The 22,065-nt window shown below is 60.6% G+C and carries 22 protein-coding genes and 3 pseudogenes; 10 read left to right on the forward strand and 15 right to left on the reverse strand.

The genetic code is table 11. The features are described from left to right. Window positions 1–3: 3 nt before the first annotated feature. Together ACX80E_RS03305 and ACX80E_RS03310 are read right to left on the reverse strand one after the other, a co-directional pair. On the reverse strand, window positions 4–885 hold the full coding sequence (locus ACX80E_RS03305) for a PaaX family transcriptional regulator (protein WP_459300483.1): 882 nt from the start codon (window positions 883–885) through the stop codon (window positions 4–6). Continuing rightward, the gene (locus tag ACX80E_RS03310; protein ID WP_459300484.1) at window positions 882–1,334 is read right to left on the reverse strand and encodes an acyl-CoA thioesterase; all 453 of its coding nucleotides are present in this window, start codon (window positions 1,332–1,334) and stop codon (window positions 882–884) included. The genes ACX80E_RS03305 and ACX80E_RS03310 overlap by 4 nt, the downstream gene beginning before the upstream one ends. Before the next feature lie 368 nt (window positions 1,335–1,702). On the opposite strand from ACX80E_RS03310, the gene ACX80E_RS03315 reads away from it, so the two are divergent. Then, the gene (locus ACX80E_RS03315) at window positions 1,703–2,245 is read left to right on the forward strand and encodes a DinB family protein (protein WP_459300485.1); all 543 of its coding nucleotides are present in this window, start codon (window positions 1,703–1,705) and stop codon (window positions 2,243–2,245) included. 173 nt (window positions 2,246–2,418) lie between these two features. Here ACX80E_RS03315 and ACX80E_RS03320 read toward each other — a convergent pair whose 3' ends face one another. Then, complete coding sequence (locus tag ACX80E_RS03320; protein WP_459300486.1) at window positions 2,419–3,633, reverse strand: MFS transporter; 1,215 nt, start codon at window positions 3,631–3,633, stop codon at window positions 2,419–2,421. A gap of 165 nt (window positions 3,634–3,798) precedes the next feature. On the opposite strand from ACX80E_RS03320, the gene ACX80E_RS03325 reads away from it, so the two are divergent. Further along, entirely contained in the window at window positions 3,799–4,467 is a 669-nt protein-coding gene (locus tag ACX80E_RS03325; RefSeq protein ID WP_459300487.1) for a ScbR family autoregulator-binding transcription factor, read from the forward strand. A 35-nt stretch (window positions 4,468–4,502) separates the two neighbouring features. Here ACX80E_RS03325 and ACX80E_RS03330 read toward each other — a convergent pair. The 4 genes and pseudogenes from ACX80E_RS03330 to ACX80E_RS03345 all read right to left on the reverse strand — a co-directional run. Then, a pseudogene (locus ACX80E_RS03330) lies at window positions 4,503–4,709 on the reverse strand (Tn3 family transposase); the annotation flags it as partial. A 36-nt stretch (window positions 4,710–4,745) separates the two neighbouring features. After that, window positions 4,746–4,868 (reverse strand): annotated as a pseudogene (locus ACX80E_RS03335) (DUF2087 domain-containing protein); the annotation flags it as partial. 117 nt (window positions 4,869–4,985) lie between these two features. Further along, complete coding sequence (locus ACX80E_RS03340; protein ID WP_459300488.1) at window positions 4,986–6,110, reverse strand: MFS transporter; 1,125 nt, start codon at window positions 6,108–6,110, stop codon at window positions 4,986–4,988. Between the two features lie 32 nt (window positions 6,111–6,142). Continuing rightward, window positions 6,143–7,330: a hypothetical protein gene (locus ACX80E_RS03345; protein ID WP_459300489.1), complete on the reverse strand. Its 1,188-nt coding sequence runs from the start codon at window positions 7,328–7,330 to the stop codon at window positions 6,143–6,145. Window positions 7,331–7,408: 78 nt separating this feature from the next. On the opposite strand from ACX80E_RS03345, the gene ACX80E_RS03350 reads away from it, so the two are divergent. Next, complete coding sequence (locus tag ACX80E_RS03350; protein WP_459300490.1) at window positions 7,409–7,582, forward strand: hypothetical protein; 174 nt, start codon at window positions 7,409–7,411, stop codon at window positions 7,580–7,582. 51 nt (window positions 7,583–7,633) lie between these two features. Here the strand turns inward: ACX80E_RS03350 and ACX80E_RS03355 are convergent, their stop codons facing one another. From ACX80E_RS03355 to ACX80E_RS03370, 4 genes and pseudogenes are all read right to left on the reverse strand, one after another. Next, window positions 7,634–7,828, reverse strand: coding sequence for a homocysteine S-methyltransferase family protein (locus tag ACX80E_RS03355; protein WP_459300491.1), 195 nt, complete (start codon window positions 7,826–7,828; stop codon window positions 7,634–7,636). Beyond that, entirely contained in the window at window positions 7,740–8,057 is a 318-nt protein-coding gene (locus ACX80E_RS03360; RefSeq protein ID WP_459300492.1) for a homocysteine S-methyltransferase family protein, read from the reverse strand. Before ACX80E_RS03360 ends, ACX80E_RS03355 begins: the two co-directional genes overlap by 89 nt. A gap of 182 nt (window positions 8,058–8,239) precedes the next feature. Then, complete coding sequence (locus ACX80E_RS03365) at window positions 8,240–9,574, reverse strand: IS1182 family transposase (RefSeq protein WP_459300522.1); 1,335 nt, start codon at window positions 9,572–9,574, stop codon at window positions 8,240–8,242. A gap of 253 nt (window positions 9,575–9,827) precedes the next feature. Then, window positions 9,828–10,049, reverse strand: a pseudogene (locus ACX80E_RS03370) (FAD-dependent oxidoreductase); the annotation flags it as partial. A 249-nt stretch (window positions 10,050–10,298) separates the two neighbouring features. Between ACX80E_RS03370 and ACX80E_RS03375 the strand changes: the two are divergent. Beyond that, window positions 10,299–12,887, forward strand: a complete 2,589-nt coding sequence (locus ACX80E_RS03375) for an AMP-binding protein (RefSeq protein WP_459300493.1) — start codon at window positions 10,299–10,301, stop codon at window positions 12,885–12,887. A 677-nt stretch (window positions 12,888–13,564) separates the two neighbouring features. On the opposite strand, the gene ACX80E_RS03380 is transcribed toward ACX80E_RS03375, so the two are convergent. Further along, window positions 13,565–14,632, reverse strand: coding sequence for an LLM class flavin-dependent oxidoreductase (locus tag ACX80E_RS03380; RefSeq protein ID WP_459300494.1), 1,068 nt, complete (start codon window positions 14,630–14,632; stop codon window positions 13,565–13,567). Window positions 14,633–14,729: 97 nt separating this feature from the next. Between ACX80E_RS03380 and ACX80E_RS03385 the strand changes: the two genes are divergently transcribed. Next, complete coding sequence (locus ACX80E_RS03385; protein WP_459300495.1) at window positions 14,730–15,320, forward strand: CGNR zinc finger domain-containing protein; 591 nt, start codon at window positions 14,730–14,732, stop codon at window positions 15,318–15,320. 7 nt (window positions 15,321–15,327) lie between these two features. On the opposite strand, the gene ACX80E_RS03390 is transcribed toward ACX80E_RS03385, so the two are convergent. Then, on the reverse strand, window positions 15,328–16,275 hold the full coding sequence (locus ACX80E_RS03390; protein ID WP_459300496.1) for a GlxA family transcriptional regulator: 948 nt from the start codon (window positions 16,273–16,275) through the stop codon (window positions 15,328–15,330). 106 nt (window positions 16,276–16,381) lie between these two features. On the opposite strand from ACX80E_RS03390, the gene ACX80E_RS03395 reads away from it, so the two are divergent. The 3 genes from ACX80E_RS03395 (at window position 16,382) to ACX80E_RS03405 (ending at window position 18,537) form a co-directional block, all read left to right on the forward strand. Beyond that, on the forward strand, window positions 16,382–16,735 hold the full coding sequence (locus ACX80E_RS03395; protein ID WP_459300497.1) for an isochorismatase family protein: 354 nt from the start codon (window positions 16,382–16,384) through the stop codon (window positions 16,733–16,735). After that, window positions 16,726–17,031: a hypothetical protein gene (locus ACX80E_RS03400; protein ID WP_459300523.1), complete on the forward strand. Its 306-nt coding sequence runs from the start codon at window positions 16,726–16,728 to the stop codon at window positions 17,029–17,031. Before ACX80E_RS03395 ends, ACX80E_RS03400 begins: the two co-directional genes overlap by 10 nt. Window positions 17,032–17,184: 153 nt before the next feature. Continuing rightward, the gene (locus ACX80E_RS03405; protein WP_459300498.1) at window positions 17,185–18,537 is read left to right on the forward strand and encodes a flavin monoamine oxidase family protein; all 1,353 of its coding nucleotides are present in this window, start codon (window positions 17,185–17,187) and stop codon (window positions 18,535–18,537) included. Between the two features lie 457 nt (window positions 18,538–18,994). Here ACX80E_RS03405 and ACX80E_RS03410 read toward each other — a convergent pair whose 3' ends face one another. Continuing rightward, on the reverse strand, window positions 18,995–19,381 hold the full coding sequence (locus ACX80E_RS03410; RefSeq protein ID WP_459300499.1) for a winged helix-turn-helix transcriptional regulator: 387 nt from the start codon (window positions 19,379–19,381) through the stop codon (window positions 18,995–18,997). Between the two features lie 84 nt (window positions 19,382–19,465). On the opposite strand from ACX80E_RS03410, the gene ACX80E_RS03415 reads away from it, so the two are divergent. Further along, window positions 19,466–19,861, forward strand: a complete 396-nt coding sequence (locus ACX80E_RS03415) for a nuclear transport factor 2 family protein (protein ID WP_459300500.1) — start codon at window positions 19,466–19,468, stop codon at window positions 19,859–19,861. Between the two features lie 501 nt (window positions 19,862–20,362). Here the strand turns inward: ACX80E_RS03415 and ACX80E_RS03420 are convergent. Next, window positions 20,363–21,061: a helix-turn-helix transcriptional regulator gene (locus tag ACX80E_RS03420; RefSeq protein ID WP_459300501.1), complete on the reverse strand. Its 699-nt coding sequence runs from the start codon at window positions 21,059–21,061 to the stop codon at window positions 20,363–20,365. Window positions 21,062–21,134: 73 nt separating this feature from the next. Between ACX80E_RS03420 and ACX80E_RS03425 the strand changes: the two genes are divergently transcribed. Next, on the forward strand, window positions 21,135–21,899 hold the full coding sequence (locus ACX80E_RS03425; protein ID WP_459300502.1) for an alpha/beta fold hydrolase: 765 nt from the start codon (window positions 21,135–21,137) through the stop codon (window positions 21,897–21,899). Window positions 21,900–22,065 lie beyond the last annotated feature (166 nt).

Consider the following 22,065-nt stretch of genomic DNA (forward strand, 5'->3'; position numbering starts at 1 on the left):
TGCTTAGGCCATCAGCCGCTGGGCGTGGGCGGCGGCCAGCGGCGCAATCAGGCGGTGAACCTCAAGGAATGCCGCCCGCGCGGCCGGTCCCCGCCAGTCCTTTGGCAAGTATTCCGGCGCCAAGTTGGGATCCTGGTAAGGGAAACGCCGCCAAATGGTCAGCATGGGCAGGTAGTAGCGGAACGCGTCCCTGCACAGGTCAACGTTTGAGTCTGCAAGTGCCGCGATGGGATCGTCGCCGAGCCGCTCCGTCCAGTGTGCTGCGGCATCGCCGTACAGGCTCAGGAACTCCGAGAATTGTTCATCCAGGACAGCCAGGTCCCACCATTGGGCCACTTTGGCGCGCATGTCACCACCGGCCACGTGGTCACCGTGGAAAAAGTCGACAAACTGGTCAAGCTCCAGAGCCGCAAGGCGCTTCTTGGTCCGTTCCAAGGCAGAGAAGGGTGCAATCCACACCCCGGAGGCCATAGATCCGAAACCAAATCCTGCCAGCACCGTCCGGAGCTGGTGGCGTCGGTTGCGCATGGATTCGGGGACGGAGAAGATGGCCAGCACCCACGTCTGGGTCGACGGGGTACCGTCGGGTCCCGCGCGGGTACCCGTCGGGGTAAAGATCAGCTCGTCGCCTTCGCGAAAGATCTCAGAGACGGTGCCGGAGACCTCATACTTGGCGACGTTGTTCGCCTTGACGCTTTTCAGGATTCCCTTGGCTTTCAAACGTGAGACGGCCGAGCGTACCCCGGGGGCGTCGTAGCCAAGGTCACCGAGCATGTCGATCAGGACCGAGACCGGCAGGGCGTGTCCCGTGTCGCGGCTGTACAAACCAAAGATCGTGACGATGAGTTGTTGGTGCCGGATCGGCGGATGTGCGGTGTCCGTCATGACGCTGGCTCAATAACTGCACGAAAATGTTCGGGCCAGGGCGCGGAGGCCGCTGCTCCCTGGGGGACGTAGGCGGTGACGAGTGTGCCATCGGCAGCCAGACCGCCGTCGTACTCCCCCAGCGGCTGGGCGATGACCTTGAAGCGGAACGTCATGGACGTGGTGCCGACCGCGTGCACCCACAGCGTGGTGGTGATGCGTTGGCCGAACCAGAGCCTGGCCCGGAAGTTGATCGACTGGTGAACGCGCGGCGCCGACGGAAAGTAGTCCGGTAGCTCCAGTTTGCGGAAGAGTTTGGCCTCTGCTGATTCGACCCAGCGCATGATGGCGGAGTTATGTTGGTGCCCTGCCGCGTCTGTGTCCACCCATTCGACTGTATGTTCGACGGCGGCAAAGGAGGCGCCGCTCCATGCTGTCCTGACGTCGGGCCCGGCAAGGTGTTCACTCATGAGCCCAGTCTATGTCGGACAGCTGACGATCGTTCGCAACCCCTGACATCTTGGGCCGGGCCGCCGCTCATGAACGTGACAGCACCGCCGCATCCGGGCGTCAACGATACGGGGTGCTTACTGATTTTTGTCGGTGGAACCCAGCTCGTGTCACCAATCTAGTGGAGAAGGGGCGCTACCTCGCCGGTGGCCGTGCCTTCGATATTCAGAATCCAGCCCACGCACTTTGTAAATCCCAGCGTCGGTTGGCTCTCGAGGATCATGGCACGTGGGACCTCAGCGAGGAACGCTTGTTCCACATCAGCGGCTTCCGGCGCGCTGGCCTTACCCAACCCTGACACGCAGGGGGCCCGCGCTAATCTCAGCCCATGATCGTTCTGAATGAGATTCCTAAAGAGACAAAAGACTGGTCAAATGTAACCGAAGAAGGCTGCACCGAATGCGGCTATTCACCTCATTCCTGTCTGGAGACCGGGAGCCGCCTTCGGCGTACAGCCCTCGCTTGGCGTGAAGTACTCAGTAATCCAAGCGCCCCGCAGCGTCCCCTACCTCAGGTTTGGTCGCCACTCGAGTATGCGGCTCACGCCCGCGACATGTGCAGGCTCGCATGTGAGCGAGTAGAGCTGATGCTGCGGGAAATCGCGCCTGTTTTTTCAAACTGGGATCAAGACGAACAAGCCGTTTTCAACAACTACTTGAACGCTGACAGGCTTGCCATCTCCACGGATCTTGATCGTCAGTTGGAACTTGCTGCTCGTACGTTTGAAGACGTTCCGGTCAGCAGCTGGAATCGTTCAGGATTCCGCGGTGACGGCAAGGCATTTACAGTGGAATCCTTTGCATCCTTCGTCCTTCATGAGGTCGAACACCACTTGCAAGACGCCGAGCAAGGTTTACGCCAGAACATCTAGGTGCCGCTGCTGCTGAACCCTCCAAGAACGTCGTGCTGCATTCCAGTAGTACCAGTTGTCCCATATGGCTTTCCCTTGATTCATCAGCTCGCCACTTCTTAGTTTGCCCTTTTATAACCCGCTCAAGGTTCCGAAAATAGGACATCAACTCCCCCGCAACGACCGCCCGGGCTTTAGCGTTGCGTGAGCGCAAGATGTGCGTTCATTCGGACGCTTTTGCGCCTCATCCATGTGAGGCTGACACAAGCCGCCACGCAAAGGATCGAGAGAACTGAGAGGCCGATCGGGAATAGTCCCGGCGCCGCATCGATCGTGACGGTGAACCCCAGGGCCGGTGGAAATATGATCCCACCGACCATCGAGATTGCGATCAGGAACCCGCTTGTCCAAGAGCGGCCACCATAGATTTGTGTAGCCCAGGCCAAGGCGGTCGGGAAAACCGGACCGATGGCGAACCCCACCATGGTGAAGCCTAGAACAGCCGCGCCCGGAACGAGAGCGGTCAGAGCGCCGGTGGTCATCAGGAGGCAGCTGAGAGTGACAACTGTTCCGGGCTGAAGGCGTTTGATGACGGCGGCGAGCACGAAGCGGCTTATGGTCATGCTGAACCAGAACAGCGAGGTAGCGACGGCCGCCTGATCAATGATGTGTCCCCGGAGGTTGAGATAGGCCGCTTCCCAGGTCCCGATTCCGCTGCCGACAGCGACGTGAAGAACGAATACCGCGATCATGGCGGCAAAGGCGGCTGCGAACATTGGCGTACGTGGATGAATCGCGGCGACTGCGGGCCGCGGTACCGGTTCGGTCCCCGGGTTAGTGGTCGCACCTTGAGTCGGGTGGGAGCGTATGCCCCGCAGGCCAAGTGTTGTTACCAGGGCCAGTGCAGCGAAGGCGGTGAAGTACGCCGGGTAGTTCTCAGGGCCAAGGAGGACTACGGCCAGCGGGGCCACGATTGCACCTACCCCGAAGAATCCATGCAAGAGGTTGAGCATTCTTCCTGAATGGGGGCTAAAAGCGACGGCGAACAAATGGCTGAATGCGTAGTCCAAAGCCCCGAAACCAAGACCAGCGATGGCCGAGGCGGTGACAGCCAAAGTGAGAGAAGGCGCCCAAGCGAATGCCAGGCTGCCGGCGATGAGGAGCAAATATCCGGCAGAGAGAAGAACCCTGTTGCCGATCCTGGAGTGGGACCACTGACTGATGAGAACGCCCAGCAGTCCCGCGGCGAAGTGGGCGCTGACAATGAGACCCGCCATGGCGGGTGACGTATCGAAGCGGACGATGAGTCGGATCAGTGACGGGCCGTATAGTGCTTCGAGGCCGCCGATGAGGAGCATGCCTCCAAAGCAGGTGCCTATTCCGGAGCGGGTAAAAATCGGGTTCTTCATGTGGGTCCTCACGGGTGCAATGGCAGGTTTCAGGCGGCAGCGACGCATAGTGCGGCGCGAGTCAAGCCTGTGGGGGCTCCGTCCGCGGGTCAATGAAAACAATCCACGTATACTTTTTAGTCAGAGTAGGAACGGGTTGACCTGACCAGGAAAAGGGGCCGGACGATGGTCCAGATGCGGGCGCAGTCGACAAGGAAGGCACTCATTCGTGCCGGGGGCGTTGTGTTTAACCGCGAAGGCTACGCGAGGGCAACGACGTCGGACATCATTCATGAGGCCGGCGTGACGAAGGGTGCCATGCAGTTCCATTTCCGGACAAAGGCCGACCTTGCTCATGCGGTAGTCGCGGAGTACACACGGACTTTCGGATTCGCAGCCGAAGCGGCAAGGGCGGATTCACCCAGCAGTGCAGGGGCTGTCGTGGAACTTTCGGCTGTGATCGCACGGCAGCTCGTCGAAGACCCGATTGCCGGTGCTGCCCACCGACTGAGAATGGAAGAGTCACCGTTCGCTCCACGCGTCACCGGACCCTATCTGGAGGTGATGGACGTACTCCAAAGATTGTTTCGCGCGGCCGTCAAGGAGGGTGATATCCGGTCAGGGGTCAATGTGCAGGATCTGGCACGGTACGTAGTGGCATCATTCATCGGAGTACAAATGGTCTCCGACACGCTCACGAGTCGCACGGATCTGATTCAGCGGGTCGCCGAAATGTGGTTTTTCCTTCTCCCCTCGATCGCGGAACCCGATCGCCTCCGCTCTCTCATTAACATGACCCGGCAAACCCTTGTGTCCCATTACGCCACGTCCAGGCTTGATCTAGTCTCCGAATAGGGGTGGCTTGATAAAAAGTTGAATATCCGACGTTGAGGTTTTATCGAGCGCCTTAGTGGCCTGTATTTGCCTGGTTTTATCTTGCTGGTGCGTGGCTAGGGGTAATCGCCGGTGAGGTTGATGTGTTCCCATCCCAAGGGTGATAGAAACCGCAATGGGTCGGGGTTGGCAGTGTTGCCTACTTGATCCAAGGTGGTGATGGTGCGGTCGAGGTGGACGGTCTTCCAGAGAACAATCGCAGCAAGAACGGCTAAGTGGGTGAGGCTGGGTTGTCACAGTCAGGTTCGTTGGTAAACGCTATCAATGCAGTTGAGATACCCATCGTCGACGAGTTTTCTACGCAAGCGAGCAAAGTCGGTTGTGACCATGGCACACATGGAGGACACCATTGCCTCGGGATACTGCTGACCAGCTCGATTGTAGTGAGGTCGATTTCAGCGCTTTCGAAGCGGCTTGTTCCAGTGGTTGTCACGTGGGAATACCTTCCTTGATATTTTTTTGTTTGCTGGGGCGGTTGGCTAAGCCTTGATCAATACGACGATGATTGCGGTGACGCCAGCCGCGACCAATGCACTTCCCGCGGCTGCCACGTCAATAAACGCCGCACCGATGAACCCTGCGAACACGGTGCACTGCAAGATGAGGACATAGGCGGGCATCCGGAACGGTCGGTGTTCGGCATCGACGCGCTGCATAATGAATGTGGACATCAGCGTGTTTTGTACGCCGTTGGCGATACCGATCAGGGCTGCTGCTAAGCCGAGTTGCCAGGGTGTGTTCGCAGTACCAATGGCGATGACTCCGAGGCCGATCGACGCGGCGGCAACGGAGGCCCCCGCCGCTGGGCCAAGTCGACCGGCGAAACCGGCGAACAATGCGGGTCCGGCAACGAGTCCGACGCTGAGCGCTGCAACCACGATGCCGTAGACGCCCGCACTGTAGCCAAGTTCGGAGCGGATTCGGACTATCAACAGCACGTTCAGCGCTGATGTGACGAGCACCGTGACGATAAGTGGCATGAGCGCTCGAAGGACGCCCTGAGTCTGCAAAAGCCCCACCACGTCTGCACTCTTGCGCGTATTTGGCGAAGAAACCTTGCCTACTGATGAACCCATGAGCGACGGCAATATGAGGGCTGCTCCGATGGCTGCAGCAAGCATTGCCAACGCCAGGACCAAAAGCCCCTGGACCCCAGACGACCATGCGAAGAGCGCGCTGCCAAGGAGCGGCCCGACGACGTAGCCTAGGTTACGTACGGTCTGCACGACCCGGTTACCTATCTCAATGCTCGCTCCGGGGAGATCGAGTGCCGGCAGTGCGATCATGACCGCAGACCAGAGCACAGAACCGAGACATCCCAGAGCCGCGGATATCCCCAGGTACCAAGGCAGTGTGTTGGCGAACGAAGCGCAAGCGATAAGTCCGGCCTCGGCGAAGAAGACAAGAGCAATTAGCCGTCGGGTGCCGAGCAGAACCACTGCTCGTGGCGCGAGAGCCCCGGCAACGATCCCACCGATCAACCCTGCAGCCAGCAGTGCAGATACCTGCACCGCCGCGGCCGATGAGCCGTCAGCAAGGCGCAGCGCGAACACAATCTGAGCTGCTTCGTCCCCGAAACTACCGAAGAACAGGGCGGCACCCACCCCAACAACGGCAGTCGACTGCTCTTTGCGACTCAGAGCGCACCCCATCGTGCAAGCGACATAATGACCCTGAGGAGTTCGTTGTCCGACTCAGCCTTACTCCGTCCCTGTAACCTCGCTATATCGATGGTCTCCCCGTCCGCCAGCCGGGTCAGAAAATCGTCGACGTCACGGGAATACGGAAAGGCCGCAACGTGGCCATTGGCCGCAACGAGTACCTCATCCAAGCCATGCATCGGGATCCATTGCAGTGTACTGATGCCTGTAAGTGTTACACGCTCCTCAACCTCGGCGACGTCTATCAACGGGCGCCCCACACCCAGACGCGAACTGGTGTCGGAGATGAGCTGCGCGATTGCCATCCGCCGCCGCAGGGTACCGTCGTCGAGAAGGGATCGCGTCGTGCTGAGAAGGAAGTCATCATCAGCGCCGAGTGCCACCGCACCAGAGGAGCGCACATCGTGTCGGGTGCGCGAGGGGGTGCGAAGGAACGACCGGAGGTAGTCGGCATTCGTCTTCGAGTCATTGCCTGCATCCCAGAAGGCTACGTTGACGTTGATGGAGACGTCATCCTTACTCTCCGCAACGTGCATATACTCCTGAGGGAAGTACGCGACACGGTCCGAGTTGTTGGCCAGCGCGGTACCCGAGGCCTTGTGTTCGTCGTAGTCCGGTGACTTCAGCCCCTGCAGGTCGCTGCGGTCACCGGGCCAAGTGAACATCGTTTTCCCGTCACGGAGCGTGAACGCGAAGTTATGCGCGTAGTCGACATGCACGCCGGTGTGGGTCGACGAGTAGCGGCCGACGAAACAGTCTATGTCGACGCGCCCGCCGGGACGGTGCCCCAGCGTAAGGGCGAGTCCATCGGCGAACCCCTTCGCGGTGTCCCACATCGTTGTACTTGCGGCGAAGAGGCCGAAGTAGGCGACACTCCACTCGTCACTCCCGACGAGAGCGTCGACTCTTGCCGCGTAGTCGGAGAGTGATGTGTCGTGTTCCTGGACAAGAAATTCAGGCCGTGCTTGCGGGGTGCGCATTCCGTTGATGGCAGAGACCGCCTCGGAATGGCGGTTCAAAGCTTTAAGCTCTTCAGGACGCTGTGTGTAGGCCAATAGTGCAACTCGTACCTGCGCTTCGGTGAAGGGTATGTCTGCAGTGAGTTCCGCGGATTGACGGGCCCACACACTCGTGGCGAACTTGGGAGAGAAGATGTCAATCACAGTTGTCGCTTCCTTGAAGTTGGTTGGAGAAGCAGGAGGGAGCAACCGGAGCTCCCCCTCCTGCAAAGACGATCAGCGTTGTGCGTATTTGACGTTCGCCTGTGCTGGCTCGAACCCCAACGCCACCACCTGGACGAACTCTACGCCAGCCTTGACCTGGCCGGGCTGACGAATCGGATCAACGAGATCCAGCAACGAATCATCCGGCTGGCCGGCGCCAAGACCTACTCCCAATCACCCCACGCAGCATGACACTTTCGCGAGCACATTAGATGAGGCACCACGGTGAGTTCAGAAAAATCCCTAACGATTCTCTGACAGGCCTGCCACCGCAGCAATATCAGGCGGTGTCGTTCGGCAACAGCCTCCAACGAGTTGGGCACCACTGTCGCGCCAGGAGGCCGCCCGTTCAGCAAAGTTTGGGGCCTGTTCGCCAATGGAATCCTCCACGCCGTCTACTGCACGGGGCCGGACCCCACGTCGTGCCGACCGGGTCATAGCATTCGCCCGAATTTGGATACGCTATCAGTGGCTTACGGGTTGTTAGGCGCAATGCCTCCAAAGAGGGTGAGACTAAGTCCAAGGGCACACAGTTCACACCGGTGGCTGCCACGTGGGTATGGGGGTCATAGAGTTCGGCAACCTTAGCCAACGGCGTGCCGTCGCTAATATGGCCGCCATCTCTGAGTGTGAATGTGAACCACGACTCGACGTCATACTCGGCCACTAGGTGTGTGGGTCAGTAGCGTTTTGAAGGGTGGGTTGGTGTCGGCGGGAATTTTTGTTGGATTTGAGCGTTTTGGTCCAACTGCCGGCCGGGAGTGATGAAAAGGGCTTGGATCCCCGTTATGGATCCTCCCGGGGCGGTGTGGGGCCTGCTGCAGCGCGGGACCCGCCACGCCCTTGCCGTTATGTTGCCGGTTCTGCCCGGTAGCTGCGTAGTTTCATGAGGTTGTGGCAGGCAGCGAGCAGTTTCCACTCAAGCTGTGCTTTCTCCAGTCCGCGGAGCAGCAAATGCTTGCCTTGCCGGGTGTGGATCTGTCCGAAGACTGGTTCCACGATGACTTTGCGTCGGGCGTAGGCTTTCTTCCCGGGCTTGGTTTTCAGTTTTCGGGCCATCCGCCCCACCACGGTCGTGTTGGCCGGGATCCGGCCCCGCGGCGATTCAGGGATCGGGGCCGAGTGCTTCATACGCCCGGTGGAAATGAAGAACTCCGTGCCATGTTCTAGTTCCATGTCCCGGGTGTGTTCGAGGTTCGCTTTCGAGCAGTACCCGGTATCTGCCAACCACTGTTTGGGCATTTGCCCCAGGTTCTGGCGGGTTTGGGCGACCATCGGGGCCAGTTGCCCGTAGTCGTTGGCGCCCTGGCTCATCTCCGCGGCGACAATGACCTGCCGGTATGCGTCAACGGCGGCTTGGCCGTTGTAGTTGTAGGAAAACGAGCCGTCGGCGCGCTTCATGATCCGCGCATCTGGATCGGTGAAGTTCCGTTGCGCCGTGGGCTTGGGCACCGCCTCTGCAGCGGCCTTGTTCCCGGCAGTGGTGATGTCATCATCATCGTTCCCGCGGTTGGCTGCTTTCGACTCGGCTTCGGTGCGTGCCTTCGCCGCAGCTTCGGCCTCGATGGAGGCCCGGGCGATGGCCATCGCTGCAGCCCGCGCCTGTCGGTTGGCCAGTTCCACCGGCAGCTCATCCCCGCGCTTGCCCGGCCCGAACTTCGCGTCTTCATTGGCATCGATGGTCTTGGCTTCCTCCATCAGCTCACTGATTTCCTGGGCCAAAACCTTCTGCTTCTCGGTCATGCGGGCGTAGGACATCGCCTTGTGTTTGGAAGCGTTGGCCCGTACCTTCGTCCCGTCCAGGGCAACCTTCCCCAGCTTCACCATCCCCGCGGCCTGGCACAGTTCCAGCGCCTGCAAAAACACGTTCGCGAAAGCGGCCAGGTGGCGTTCGCGGAAGCGTCCGATGGAGCGGAAGTCCGGGGCCTGCTGCGCCGACAACCACCTGAACGAGACCATGTCGGTACAGGCCCGCTCAATCGCACGGGAGGAACGGACCCCGGTGCAGTACCCGTAGAGCAGGACCCGCAACATCAACCGCGGATCATACGGAGGCTGACCCTTCGCCTTCACATACGACTTATAGAACCGATCCAAATCCAGTTCGTTCTCCACCAACTCGGCAATGAACCGGGCCAGATGCCCCTCAGGCAGCCACTCCTCCAAAGACGGCGGCACCAACATCACCGCATCGGGTTCAAAATCCTTGAACCGCTTCCGCTGCCCACCGTTCAGATCGATCCGGCCATCTGCCGGGGCCTCCACCCGCTCGATCAGCCCAGCATCAAAAAGACCATCGGACGGCTGGGAAGAAGAAGTATCCATACCCCCAATTATCCCAGCACCGGCACGGAATCCCGGCTCATCCACCGGCGTTTTAAGGACCAACCAGGTCATTGCCGTTCCCGACTACTGACCCACGCACCTAGCGCCAACAACCCGGGAACCGGCTCGAATCCAAGGCGATGTGGCGGGCCTCGGCAGCGGCCAGCATCGCCTTGGACGGAACGCAACCGGTATTCACGCACGTCGCGCCGACGGTGGAACGCTCAACCATAAGCACCCGTTTACCGAAGTTGGCCGCCCGGATCGCCGCCGCGAACGCCCCGCCACCGGAGCCGATGACGGCCAAATCGAAATCAGTTGTTGCTTCAGATATACTCCCTCCGAAAGTCTCGTTGCAGCGTGTCCACACAGGGCCCGCAACTTCCCCGTGAGTTGGTTCTGTACCCGAGTCTGCACCTTCCATCATGGGGGAAGGTCAAGAGGTTGACCCGTCATGATTAACAGGATTCGCGACTAAAGTCCGATCAAAAAATGCCGATAGGCCCGAAAATAGACGCGACTGTAGCGCTAGTGAAATAATCCATTTGAATTAGGTTAGCCAAGCCTACTAGTCTCTTGGTCGATGACACTCCAGCCAGAACTCTGCGCCGTCTACTTCGCCGCCGAATTGGCGCGCTTCGGAGACCGTGCCGCTATACACGTCGATGGCCGCACGCTGAGCTACCGGGATCTCGCCGATCGCGTTGACAGCGTAGCCCGCTCCTTGGGGACCGTGCGCCGGCTCGTTGCACTCGAGGCCGAGAACACCCTGTCCTCGGTGGTGGTCTACTTGGCCGCCCTGGCAGCCGGGCATCCGCTGCTCATCCTACCCCCGGGCAAGGGCGAGGCCGCCGAGGCGCTGATAGCCGCCTACGACCCTGACGTTGTCGTCAGGTCCGCGGGGAACGGCCGTGGGTTTGAGATACGCCGCGAAGGGACCCGCCATCGGCTGCATCCCGAGCTTGCCCTGCTCCTGAGTACCTCGGGATCCACCGGTTCGCCAAAACTTGTGCGACTCTCCGCCGAGGGGCTGCAGGCCAACGCGGAGGCAATTGCCGAGTACCTGGACTTGCGTCCTGAGGACACCGCTGCCACGACGTTGCCGCTGTCGTATTGTTACGGGTTGTCGGTGGTCAACAGCCATCTCGCGGCCGGGGCCTCAATCGCACTGACCGACACCTCCGTGGTGGACCCGTGCTTCTGGGAGCTTCTCCGGGCACGGAAGGTGACGTCGTTTGCCGCCGTGCCATACACTTTTGACTTGCTTGATCGCGTCGGGTTCGCCGAGATGGACCTGCCAAACCTGCGCTACATCACCCAGGCTGGCGGCCGGCTCGACCCGGCAAGGGTGCGGGCGTACACCCATCTGGGCCAGCGACGCGGCTGGGACCTCTTCGTCATGTATGGGCAAACCGAGGCGACCGCACGGATGGCCTATCTGCCTCCGGACCTTGCCGCCGCGAATCCCGGGTCCATCGGGGTGCCGATCCCCGGCGGCAGCTTCCGGCTGGAACCGGTCCCCGGACTGGACGAAGCGGAGCTGGTCTACTCGGGGCCCAACGTGATGCTCGGCTATGCCGAAGCACCAGCGGACCTGGAACTCGGTCGCGTCGTGGGCGAATTGCACACAGGGGATCTTGCCCGGCGTACCTCCGAGGGACTGTACGAGATCGTGGGTCGGCGAAGCCGTTTCGTGAAGGTCCTCGGCCTGCGCCTGGACCTCGGCCAGGTGGAACGACTGCTGTCCGAACTGGGCGTCCCGGCTGCCGCCGCCGCCGGCACCGACGAAGGGATCGTGGCCGCCGTTGAGGGTGATGGTGACCTGCCCCTGCTGGGCAAGGCGCTGGAGCAGGATCTCGGGTTACCCCGAGGTTCGGTGAGGCTTGTGCGCGTGGGGCAGGTTCCTCGACTGGACAACGGAAAACCGGATTATCCTGCGGTACTGGCGCTGGGAGCCGAGCGGGCATCGACCTCCGTCGACGCTGGCGACCATGCCGCGTTGGATGCCGGCGGCGTGGAGGACACGGTCAGGATGGCCTTCGCCCAGGCTCTCGAGCGTGAGGACATCGGCGAGAACGACACCTTCGTGTCCCTGGGCGGTGATTCGCTGTCCTACGTTGCCGCCTCGGTTCGCCTGGAACAGATCCTGGGAAAGCTACCCGGCGGATGGCACCTGATGCCGGTCAGTGAATTGACGTTCTTGGCCCGGAAACCGGCGGAAACCCGTTCAGGCTCCGTGGCGCGCTGGCCCGTCCAGGTGTTGCGCCGACTGGCGCCCCCGCTGGAAACCGGCATCGTGCTGCGCGCGGTGGCAATCATCTTCATCGTGTCCACCCACGTCGGTCTCTTTTCGTGGCAGGGCACCGCACACGTGCTGATGGGGCTGGCGGGCTACAATTTTGCGCGCTTCCAGCTTGCGGGCACGCGCCGGGCCCGGCTGCGCAGGCACCTGCGCACTGTAGCGCGCATCATCGCCCCGAGCCTCGTGGTCATCTGGATCGCGTTCGCCGTGAGCGACACCCTTGGCTGGCCGAATGTATTCCTGCTCAACGCGATCCTGGGGCCGCCGGGCTGGACCAGCTATGCGCGCTTCTGGTTCGTGGAGGTGCTGGTCTACATCCTGTTGGGCCTTGCCGCGCTGCTGGCGATTCCAGCCGTTGACCGGGCCTGCCGCCGGTGGCCTTGGTCGTTCCCGCTCGCCATCGCGGGCCTGGATTTATCGGTGCGCTTCGGGATCGTGAACCTGCCGTTTCCGGGTCAGGGGCCGGTGCTCTGGATTTTCGCCCTGGGCTGGGCGGCCGCAGCATCCCGGAGGTGGTGGCACCGTGCCACGGTGTCGGCGGTGGCCCTGTTGGCGGTCCCGGGCCTGTTCGAAAATTCCTTCCGCAACGCCACGTTGTTGGTCGGCCTGCTGGCGCTGATCTGGATTCCTGCCCTCCCCGTACCTCGGATCCTTCATCGGTTCACCGCAGTGTTGGCCGGGGCCACCCTGTTCATCTACGTCTCGCACTGGATGGTCTATCCGCTGCTCGACCAGACCTCCAAGGCGCTGGCCGTTGCTGCCTCGTTGCTGGTCGGCATCGCCTACGGCGCCGTGGCCACCAAGGCTATGAACATCGCGGAGCGCCGGATCCGGATCCGGCGCTCCGACCGGGGCGCGCCCGTCCGGTGACCCGGGGCCCATCTGGACCCGAAGCGCCACCCGGCCCCCCGGCACACTGTCTGGCACCCATCAAACGTTCTACTCGCTACTTTCCCAAAGACCACCCATGAACGAAGTCCAAACCGTGGTACCCGTGGCTACCAGTAGACCGGGCCCGGAACGCTCGCCACTACTTTAGCGCCAGGACCTCGACGAGCCTGTTCTTCGGTGCCTGCGGTACAACCCGCCACGGCTACGCTCCCCCGCGAGCAGCAACGAGAGGACCTCATCCGGCTTATCCTGCTCAGTGGTCTTTGCGCATCCGGGTGGATAGCCTCGATTTTGGTGGGTCACCACGGCGACTTCGGACCGGTAACGCACCGGATCGGCTGGCCGTGCACATCCTAGCCCTTGTTTTTTCATTCGTGACCATTCTGGTGATTGACTGGATCGGTTTCCTATGTCTTGTGGGAAAGCGCAAGATCCACGAACCGGGGCTCCTTGAGGCGGCAGCAAAGCCCCTTGATTTGGGTCGGGCTGGCCTTGCTCTTGGCTTCGGGTGCCTTTATCCAACCAGATCTGGCTAGCACGCCCACGCGCGTCAAACTGCTCTGCGTGCTGGTTCTCATGCTTAATGGCCTCTGGATCGCCCCGGTCATACGCCGGGTCTTGCTCTCCCGCCAGACACCCGATTCGGCGAATCCCCGTTAGTTGGTCGGCATGCTGTAATGGTCTGCGATCAGTTCCACTGTGCGCGCTTGGGCACGGCGCGAATATCCCTGAACAACTAGCATCACCTCGTCGACACCAGTTTGTCCGTGGAGCTCCTCCAAGCCCTCTGCCACCTCGGCGGCGGTTCCATGAAGTGCCCGATCGGTGTATTCCTCAATAACCTGCCGCTCCTGGGCGGTGCCCTGGAAGGCTTCCACTTCCTCGGGAGGCAGCAGTGCGAAGGACTTGCGCTGGAACATTCTCAGCATTGCCATGGCGGCGGAAGCCGACTGGCGCCGCGCCTCGACTCGGTTCTCGTCGGCAACAACCCCCACGCTCACCAAGCTGTATGGTTCCTCCAGGAAGCTCGAAGGGCGGAAGTTCTCGCGGTAGATCCGCATGGCATTGAGGATGTCGGCACTGCCAAACTGCAGCGCGAAAGCGTACGGCCGGCCAAGTCGGGCGGCCAGTTGTGCAGAGTAGGTCGATGACCCCAGAATCCAGATATCAGCGCCAACCTCCGGTTGCGGAACCCGGTTTTGCTCGGCCTGCCAGGGACCCGGCACGGCGGGCACTCCTTTGTAGGGGTGATCTTCAGGGAAACTATTTCCTAAGAACCCGAGCAGATCTGCGACTTGCTCGGGAAATTCATCGTTTGCCGCGTGGTGACGGCGCAGGGCCGCAGCGGTTGCTCCATCAGTGCCCGGTGCCCGCCCCAGGCCGAGATCGATCCGTCCCGGGGCCAGCGCCTCGAGCATGCCGATCTGCTCCGCGATCACCAGGGGCACATGGTTGGGCAGCATGATCCCGCCCGCACCTAGCCTGATGCGGGCGGTCTCGCCGGTGAGCCTGGCCATCATGAGCTGTGGCGATGGGATCGACGCGCCGGGCATGGCATGATGTTCGGACATCCAGAACCGCTGGTAACCTCGCCGGTCAGCGAGCTGCGCCAACGAGATGACTTCATCGTAGGACTCCTGGGCTGAAACACCGACTCCGGTGAGCGCATTGTCGAGTACCGACATTACAAAGGGGGCGGTGCCGGAAAGACTTGGCTTGCTCATGAACTACCTCACTTATCACGGGATAAAGTTGTTTTTGACGTGATAATTCAACTGTAGAGGTTTATCACGCCAAAGCGCAACTGATACCGTGAGTACTATGACAAAGGTCCCTATACCTCCCGCTCCAGGCACCGCCGAGCATCCGTGCCTGGCGTTGGCCAACAGCATCGTCACGCTCCCGGGTGGGCAGCGGGTCGATGAGCTCAACACCCCGGAAAACGCCACCGCATGGCTCATCAGCCACGACCTCGCACCCCAAGGCGCAGGCTTGCTGGCCTATTGCCAACTTCAGCTCACGGACCTGAGAGACAACCTCCGCAGGGTACTGGAGTCGCGCACCGAAGGCATTGCACCGAACGCTGGGTCATTGTCCGGCATCAACCGTGCCCTCACCGCAGTGCCCAGCGCGGCGTTGCTGCAATACGACCCCAACGAAGGGCTGCTCCGGGTTCCCAACCACCCAACAACCCAACTCGTCGATCACGCCATGGCGCAAATCGCCGAGGACGCCGCCGCGTTGTTGACCGGCCCGGATGCACATCGCATCGCGCGCTGCGCATCGGCACCGTGTGATCGGTTCATGGTTCGAACGCACGCAAGGAGGCAGTGGTGCTCCGAACGCTGCGGCGCCAGGCAGCGGGCAAATCGCTCCTATGCACGCAAGCAGGACAAGTCTCCCGCCGGATGACCGGAGCCTATCGGCTCGCGAAGCGGGTCCGGTACGACGTCGGGGTCGTGGAGTAGGCAGCGATGAAATTCTGACGGAAGGTCACTGCGCTGCCGAAGCCGCAAGAATCGGCAATCCGGGCGATACTCCAGTTTGTGGTCTCCAGTAATTGGCGAGCATCATCGAGCCGACGACCGAGCACCCAGCGCGCCGGGGACAGGCCGGCAACGTCCTTGAACCTGCGCGTGAAGTTTCGCTTGCTCATGGTGGCGTGTGCCGCCATGGCCTCCACCTCGAGGTCCTGGTCCAGGTTCGCTAGCGCCCACTGAATGGTTCGACCCAGGGGTCCATCAAGGTCAGGATCCTGAAGTGGCCGGGCAATGTACTGTGCCTGATCGCCTTCACGGTGCGGGGCGATGACGATGTGACGCGCCACGGCCGCCGCGGCCACCGAACCTAGACGTGTTCGCACAATGTGCAGGCAAGCATCCAAGGCGGACGCTGTGCCGGCCGAGGTGAGCACGTCACCGTGGTCGATATAGAGTGCGGAGTCGTTGAACTCCACAGCATGCGCCTTGACCGCCACGGCCTGGGCTGCATCCCAGTGCGTCACGGCAGTGCGGCCATCGAGGACGCCGCTGCGCGCCACTGGATATGCGCCCAGGCACAGGCCCGCAATCGTGGCTCCACGCATATGCGACCGCCGAACGAGCCTAAGCAAGTCCTCGGAAGGATCTGGAAGCTGTGACAACCACGTCGGGAACACCACCAGGTCAGCGTCGTCGGTAACCTTCGACCCGAACACCTCGCTAATCACGTAGCCTTCAGCGCTGCGCACCGGCAGTCCGTCCTCGGTAAACACTTTCACCTCCCAGTCGTCAGCGAGGCCCAGCCGAGCAACCTCACCGAACACGAGCAGCGGGGTCGCCAGATGGAACATGGTCATTCCACTAAATGCGTGGATGGCAATTTTCATGTTGGCCCATTTCCATCGAAGATGTGCATATACGACACTCACGCTACACTCTTGGACGCTGTCACGCTGGGATAACCAAGCAAATAACAACGAATGGGAGCCCACCATGGCCGGATTGCGCCGCGCACTCGTCATCATTGACGTGCAAAACGAGTACTTTGCAGAAGGGGGACCGCTAGAGATCCAGTACCCGGACCGCAACGAGTCCCTAGCGAACATCACCAAGGCCATTGACCTTGCCGAAAAGCAGGGGATGCCCATTGCCGTGGTCCAACACCAGTACCCGGCCGGGGCCCCGGTCTTCGCCGAGGATTCCGAGGGATGGCAACTGCACCCGGCGATTGCCTCCCGCCGCAAGGATTCCTGGAAGCACCTCGTCAAGAGTTACGCCAGCGTTTTTTTGCCGGCACCGATTTCGAGGCCTGGCTACGGGCAAACGAGATCGACTCCATCTCCCTAGTCGGTTACATGACCAACAACTGCGACCTGGCCACCGCAGCAGCTGCCGAACCGCTAGGCTTCGCAGTTGAGGTACTTTCCGATGCCAGTGGCGCGATCCACTTGGCGAACGAGGCGGGACAGGTCGGGGCACAGCAGCTGCACGAGACCTTGCTGGTGCTCCTGCATTCCAACTTTGCCGCCGTTGCCACCACGAAAGACTGGGCGCAGGCCGTCGAGGCAGGGACTGCTTTGCCCAAGGGCGACTTGGGATCCTCGGCTATGCAGGGTCAGGCCGCGTTCGTACCGGTAGTCTGATCGATCCAATGTCTTTGCTCTGAGGCTGGTGCTGTATCTGTACGGCCCCAGTCTCAGAGCAAACACATCAACTGGATAAGTTTCACAACGGAGAGGCCGATCGTGCCCTCATCTTTAGTTTCATGACTGAGTTAGTTCTTGGAGGATCTTGGGATGTTTGATGTAGACGCACTTGTGGTGGGTGGGGGTCTAGCCGGCCTCAGCGCGGCTCGAAAGTTGGTAGCGGCAGGCAAGACAACGATCGTACTTGAGGCCCGTAACCGGGTAGCGGGTCGAAACATGGGGGGCTTTCTTAGCAACGGAGTTCCTGTGGAGATGGGCGGCCAATGGGTCGGCCCTACGCAGAATGTAACCCTTGAGCTCATCGAGGACCTGGGACTTGAGACGTTCCGCAGCTTCGACCAGGGCGAAGCCCTGACTGTGTTCGACGGCAACATTGTTCGCCACTCGGACAGGACGTTTGGGCTTCCGCCCGAGGCGGCCGTGGAGGTTGGCCGGCTCTGGGACCAGCTGGAAGCCTTGGCTTCAATGGTGGCGGTTGGCGAACCATGGGAAACCGAGGGTGCCGAGGACTTGGATCGCCAGACGCTTGACTCTTGGCTTGTCTCCCACACCGAAGACAGCCTCGCTCGACGGTTTTTCCGCATCCTTGTTCCGGCGCTGTTCTCTGCCGAGTCTCCCGAACTTTCACTCCTGCACTTTCTTTTCTACGTCAAATCCGGGACCAGCTTGGATTCACTGATGAGCACCACCGGAGGTGCCCAAGAGCGTCGAGTCCTCGGCGGAACTCACCTCATCTCTGAGCGGATGGCCACGGCGCTGGGAGACGCGGTACGACTCAATAGCGTGGTCCGGACCATCCGCCAGAACCGGACCGGCGTCGTCGTCGAGTATGAGGGCGGAAGCATCACAGCACAGCACGTCATCGTTGCTATACCGCAAACATTAGCCGGTCGGATCCGTTATTTCCCACCCCTTCCCCCGCTACGCGATGGGCTCACCCAACAAATGCCAGCCGGGGCCGTCATCAAGTTCCAGATCGGATACGACACACCATTCTGGCGCGAAGACGGACTCAGCGGCAGTGTGTGGAGTTTCGACGACGCTTTCAACGTCGTCTTGGACAACAGTCCGAATGACGGATCCTGCGGCGTGTTAGTCGGCTTCCTTGAGGGCTCCCATGCCCGCACCGCCAGTTCAATGAACCAAGACGAACGCCTCGGGCTCGTGGTCGAGACCCTGGTGAAGTACTTCGGAGCGAAGGCAGCGGAGCCATTCGACATCGTTGAGCAGGATTGGACGGCTGAGGAATTCACCCGTGGCTGCTACGGCGGACGGCTTGGCGCTGGCGCCTGGACGCAGTACGGAAAGGCCCTCGCTGCTCCGGTGGACCGCATCCACTGGACGGGCGCGGAGACCTCCTCAATCTGGAATGGCTATATGGACGGCGCGATCCGCTCCGGCCGCCGGGCAGCAGAGGAAATCCTCCAGGCCATAGCGAACTAAACAGTCCACCAACGGATGCCGCGACGATCAGAACGTGAGTGAGTCGCCAGTGCGTCGATGTAGCTAGCAAAGTTCGACCACGAGTCCGTCGCGGGCCTGACGTTAGCGGTTCAGATCTAGGTTCAGCGCTCGTTACCACCACGGTGCAAGTGAGCCTTGTAACGTTGCGTCCTAGGTTGGGGAATGGCGTTCCCATACTGTGCAGATTCACTTCTCGCGAGTGGTCGCATCAGCTAGCTCGGGGATGTTCGGCGGGACTGTCGTTTTGGAAATGCGCCGCCACGAAACCCTAAGGGGCAATTGGAGACGCCCGCTAGGACACTGAGGCAGTTTCAAGCACCACCAGTGTTAACTCTTTCGAAGGGAAGATCGCGCCCTCAGGCCACGGCGCGTACAGCAATCGCTGGCGAGCGGGATTTCGCTACCTGCAATTCTAGTTGCTGCTGCCGAATTCATCTCAAAGAGACGAATTCGGCAGTTGTCGGTCGGCATCATAGGAGTTGCGAGAACACTCAACCTCCTCAATGTGAGCCTCGGCCCATCTACCCAGGGCGGTCAGTGGCTCCTGCAGAGTTCGCCCCAGTTCAGTCAGCGCATACTCCACCCGCGGGGGCATTTCATCGAAGGCCGTTCGCGACACAATGCCATCACGCTGAAGGTCACGCAATGTGTCAGTCAAGACCTTCCCGCTAATCCCTTGGATTGCTTGTCGAATGTGCCCAAAACGAAGCGGGCCCCCGCTGAGAGAGATGACGACCATTGCTGTCCACTTATTCGCGATCCGCGCCAACGACGTCCTTGACGGACAAGTGGCAACCATAACGTTCCATTCTGGGCTCGTCATTGACAATCTCCTTTAGTTACGTTGAGGTAACAGGTTACCAAATGTAATCATAGAAATGTTCGCAAATTAACGAGGGAGAAAACAATGATGGATCTGACCCCGGCGGCCATTGCTGCCATGTACTTTGACGCTCTTGGACGTGGAGACGTACCGGCGGCCATGGTCCTGTTGGATTCCCAGGTGGTTTGGCACCAACCTGGAGCCAACAGGTTTTCCGGTGACCACACCGGCATCGAGGGTGTTGGCGCGTTGCTGGGCGGCATGATGGAAGTCAGCGAAGGTAGTTTCCAGCTCGCCGTCATTGGCGCGTCGATGGTCAACGGTGGGCTTGTTGCAGTTCCGGTTCGATTTACTGGCAAACACACTCGGGGCTCAATGGATATGGGTGGCATCGACCTACTCTCAATCCGTGACGGCAAAATCATCGAGGTGCACCTGTTCTCCGAGGATGGCCATGCCGAAGACATCTTCTGGGGTTAGGGCTGACTCGGTCGAGTGTGTAGGGGTTATGATTTGCCCCTACACACTCGGCCATTCCGTGAAATACTTGCCGGTCCATGCACCTAGGGTCGCACTTGCACTGAAGCCTTGAAGCTTGCTCTTCCCACTCCCCCACATCCAGTCCAACGAGGGCCCATCTGGCATAATGGTTATTTGCCTCAAAACCTCAAACTGGACGGGCGTAAGGATACTTAGTCGACGTCGCCTGCGCAGTGAGAAGACGTTTCTTTAGCTGCGTCGCCCACACTCCCCTATCGACGTCGTATCTGCCTGCTAATTAGCAGACTCTTCTCGGATCGAGCCTTGCGCCCGTATGGTGAACTGAGACAGAATTTAGGAGAATCTGTTTCATGTCTAATCGTCGTAAGTTCAGTCCTGTGAGGGCGTCAAGTGACGATTAGGGCCGCGTGTTCCCTAAACGACCGTTTCCGGCATGGAGTGGTCGCTATTGAAATTGACCGAACACCTTACTTCAGTGATTCACTCGCCCCGACCGTGCACCGGTCTAGCGTTCGCCGGGGGTACTCCAACCTCGTGGATAGTGTGGCCACTACAGGCCGTCTTGGTTACGTTGGCCCGCTCGATGCGCGACACGGTAAACCATCGCATTGCGTTGCGCAGTCGGCACCACCCAACTAGGTGCCACTGGCCGTTCGTGGAGGCGAACAGCACAGGTTCGACGTCGCGGGTGGTCGTAGTGCCGTCTCTCGAAGTGTAGCGAATACGGACTACTCGCTGCTCGACCATCGCTTCCTCCAGTGCCGACCTGATTGCGCGCGAAGAGGAGGGAAGCGCGTTGACCCAGACGCGGTGGGCCAGCTCGTCGGCTCTTGCTCGGGTTCTGGGATCGAGGACGTCCAGGATCTTCTGGATACCTGCTGCTGCCAGATCGGCGTAGGGGGCATCGGGTGCAGCGGACACGGCTGCCATGAGCGCCACGGCCTGCGCTGGGGACAGGCTGACAGGCGGCAGGGACGCGCCGACGGCCAATCCGTAGCCACCGCCCGGACCTGGGCGCGACCATAGTGGCGCACCGCTGTTCTCTAACGCATTGAGGTCTCTCTTGACCGTGCGCACGGATACCTCGAACTCTCTCGCCAACCGTTCGGCGGAGACCCCCCGCGCGCCACTGCGGCGCAACATCTCGGATAGAGCATGGAGCCGTTCGGCTCGCTTCACAGTTCAGATCCCGACAAATTCATGACATAAATAGTGACACACTTTTGTCCGTAGGGCCTGCGAGAGTTGTGACATGACAACTACTACGAACAATCCGACCATCATTCTCATCGCCGGCCACTGGCTGGGCGCTTGGGCGTGGGATGAAGTCCTTGAACACCTGAAAACCGACCACTCTCGTGCAATCGCAATGACGCTGCCTGGTCTTGACACGGACGATTCTGAACGTGCGACGAAGACTCTCGACGACCAGGCAGAAGCGATCCTAGGCGTCATTTCCCAACACGGAAATCAGCCGGCGATTCTCGTCGCCCACAGTGGGGCTAACGCCCCCGTCAGCCTCGTCCTTGACCGGCACCCTGAGCTTGTCCACCGGGTGGTGTGGGTCGACTCCGGCCCTGTGGCGGCGGGGAATGTCTTCGCCCCCGACTTCCCGGATGAGTTGAATGAGTTACCGCTGCCGTCGTTCGATATGCTCGCGCAGCAGGCGAGCCTCGAAGGCCTGAGCGCAGAAGTCCTCGAGCGTTTTCGGGCCCTTGCCGTCCCTGAGCCCGGCCCAGTGCTTCGTCAACCCGTCGGTCTCACGAACGAGGCTCGCCGCAACGTCCCGACCACCCTGGTGTGCTGCTCGATCTCGAGCGAACAGGTGATGGAGCTGGTCCGAGCAGGCCACCCCATGTTTGCCGAAGTCGCGAACCTCGAACACCTCGACATCATCGACCTCCCCACAGGGCACTGGCCCATGTGGAGCCGCCCCCTCGACCTCGCCAATATCATTGACTCAGCGACTTCATTAGCCTCGAGATGTCATGACGATGTGCCGGAGTTGCGTCATTAAAGTCTGAAAGGTGCCTCTGACGTGGGAAAATGTAGTTACTACACAGCATTTTCTACACAGTTTCAGGAGCACCTTGCAGGTGAACTACTTTACCGGTGTTTACCCCTTCAAAGCCCAGCGAAAGAAATGGCTTAGCGCCAACGGCTGTTCAGTTCCTGCTCAACCC

Source organism: Arthrobacter sp. TMN-49 (assembly GCF_054511095.1).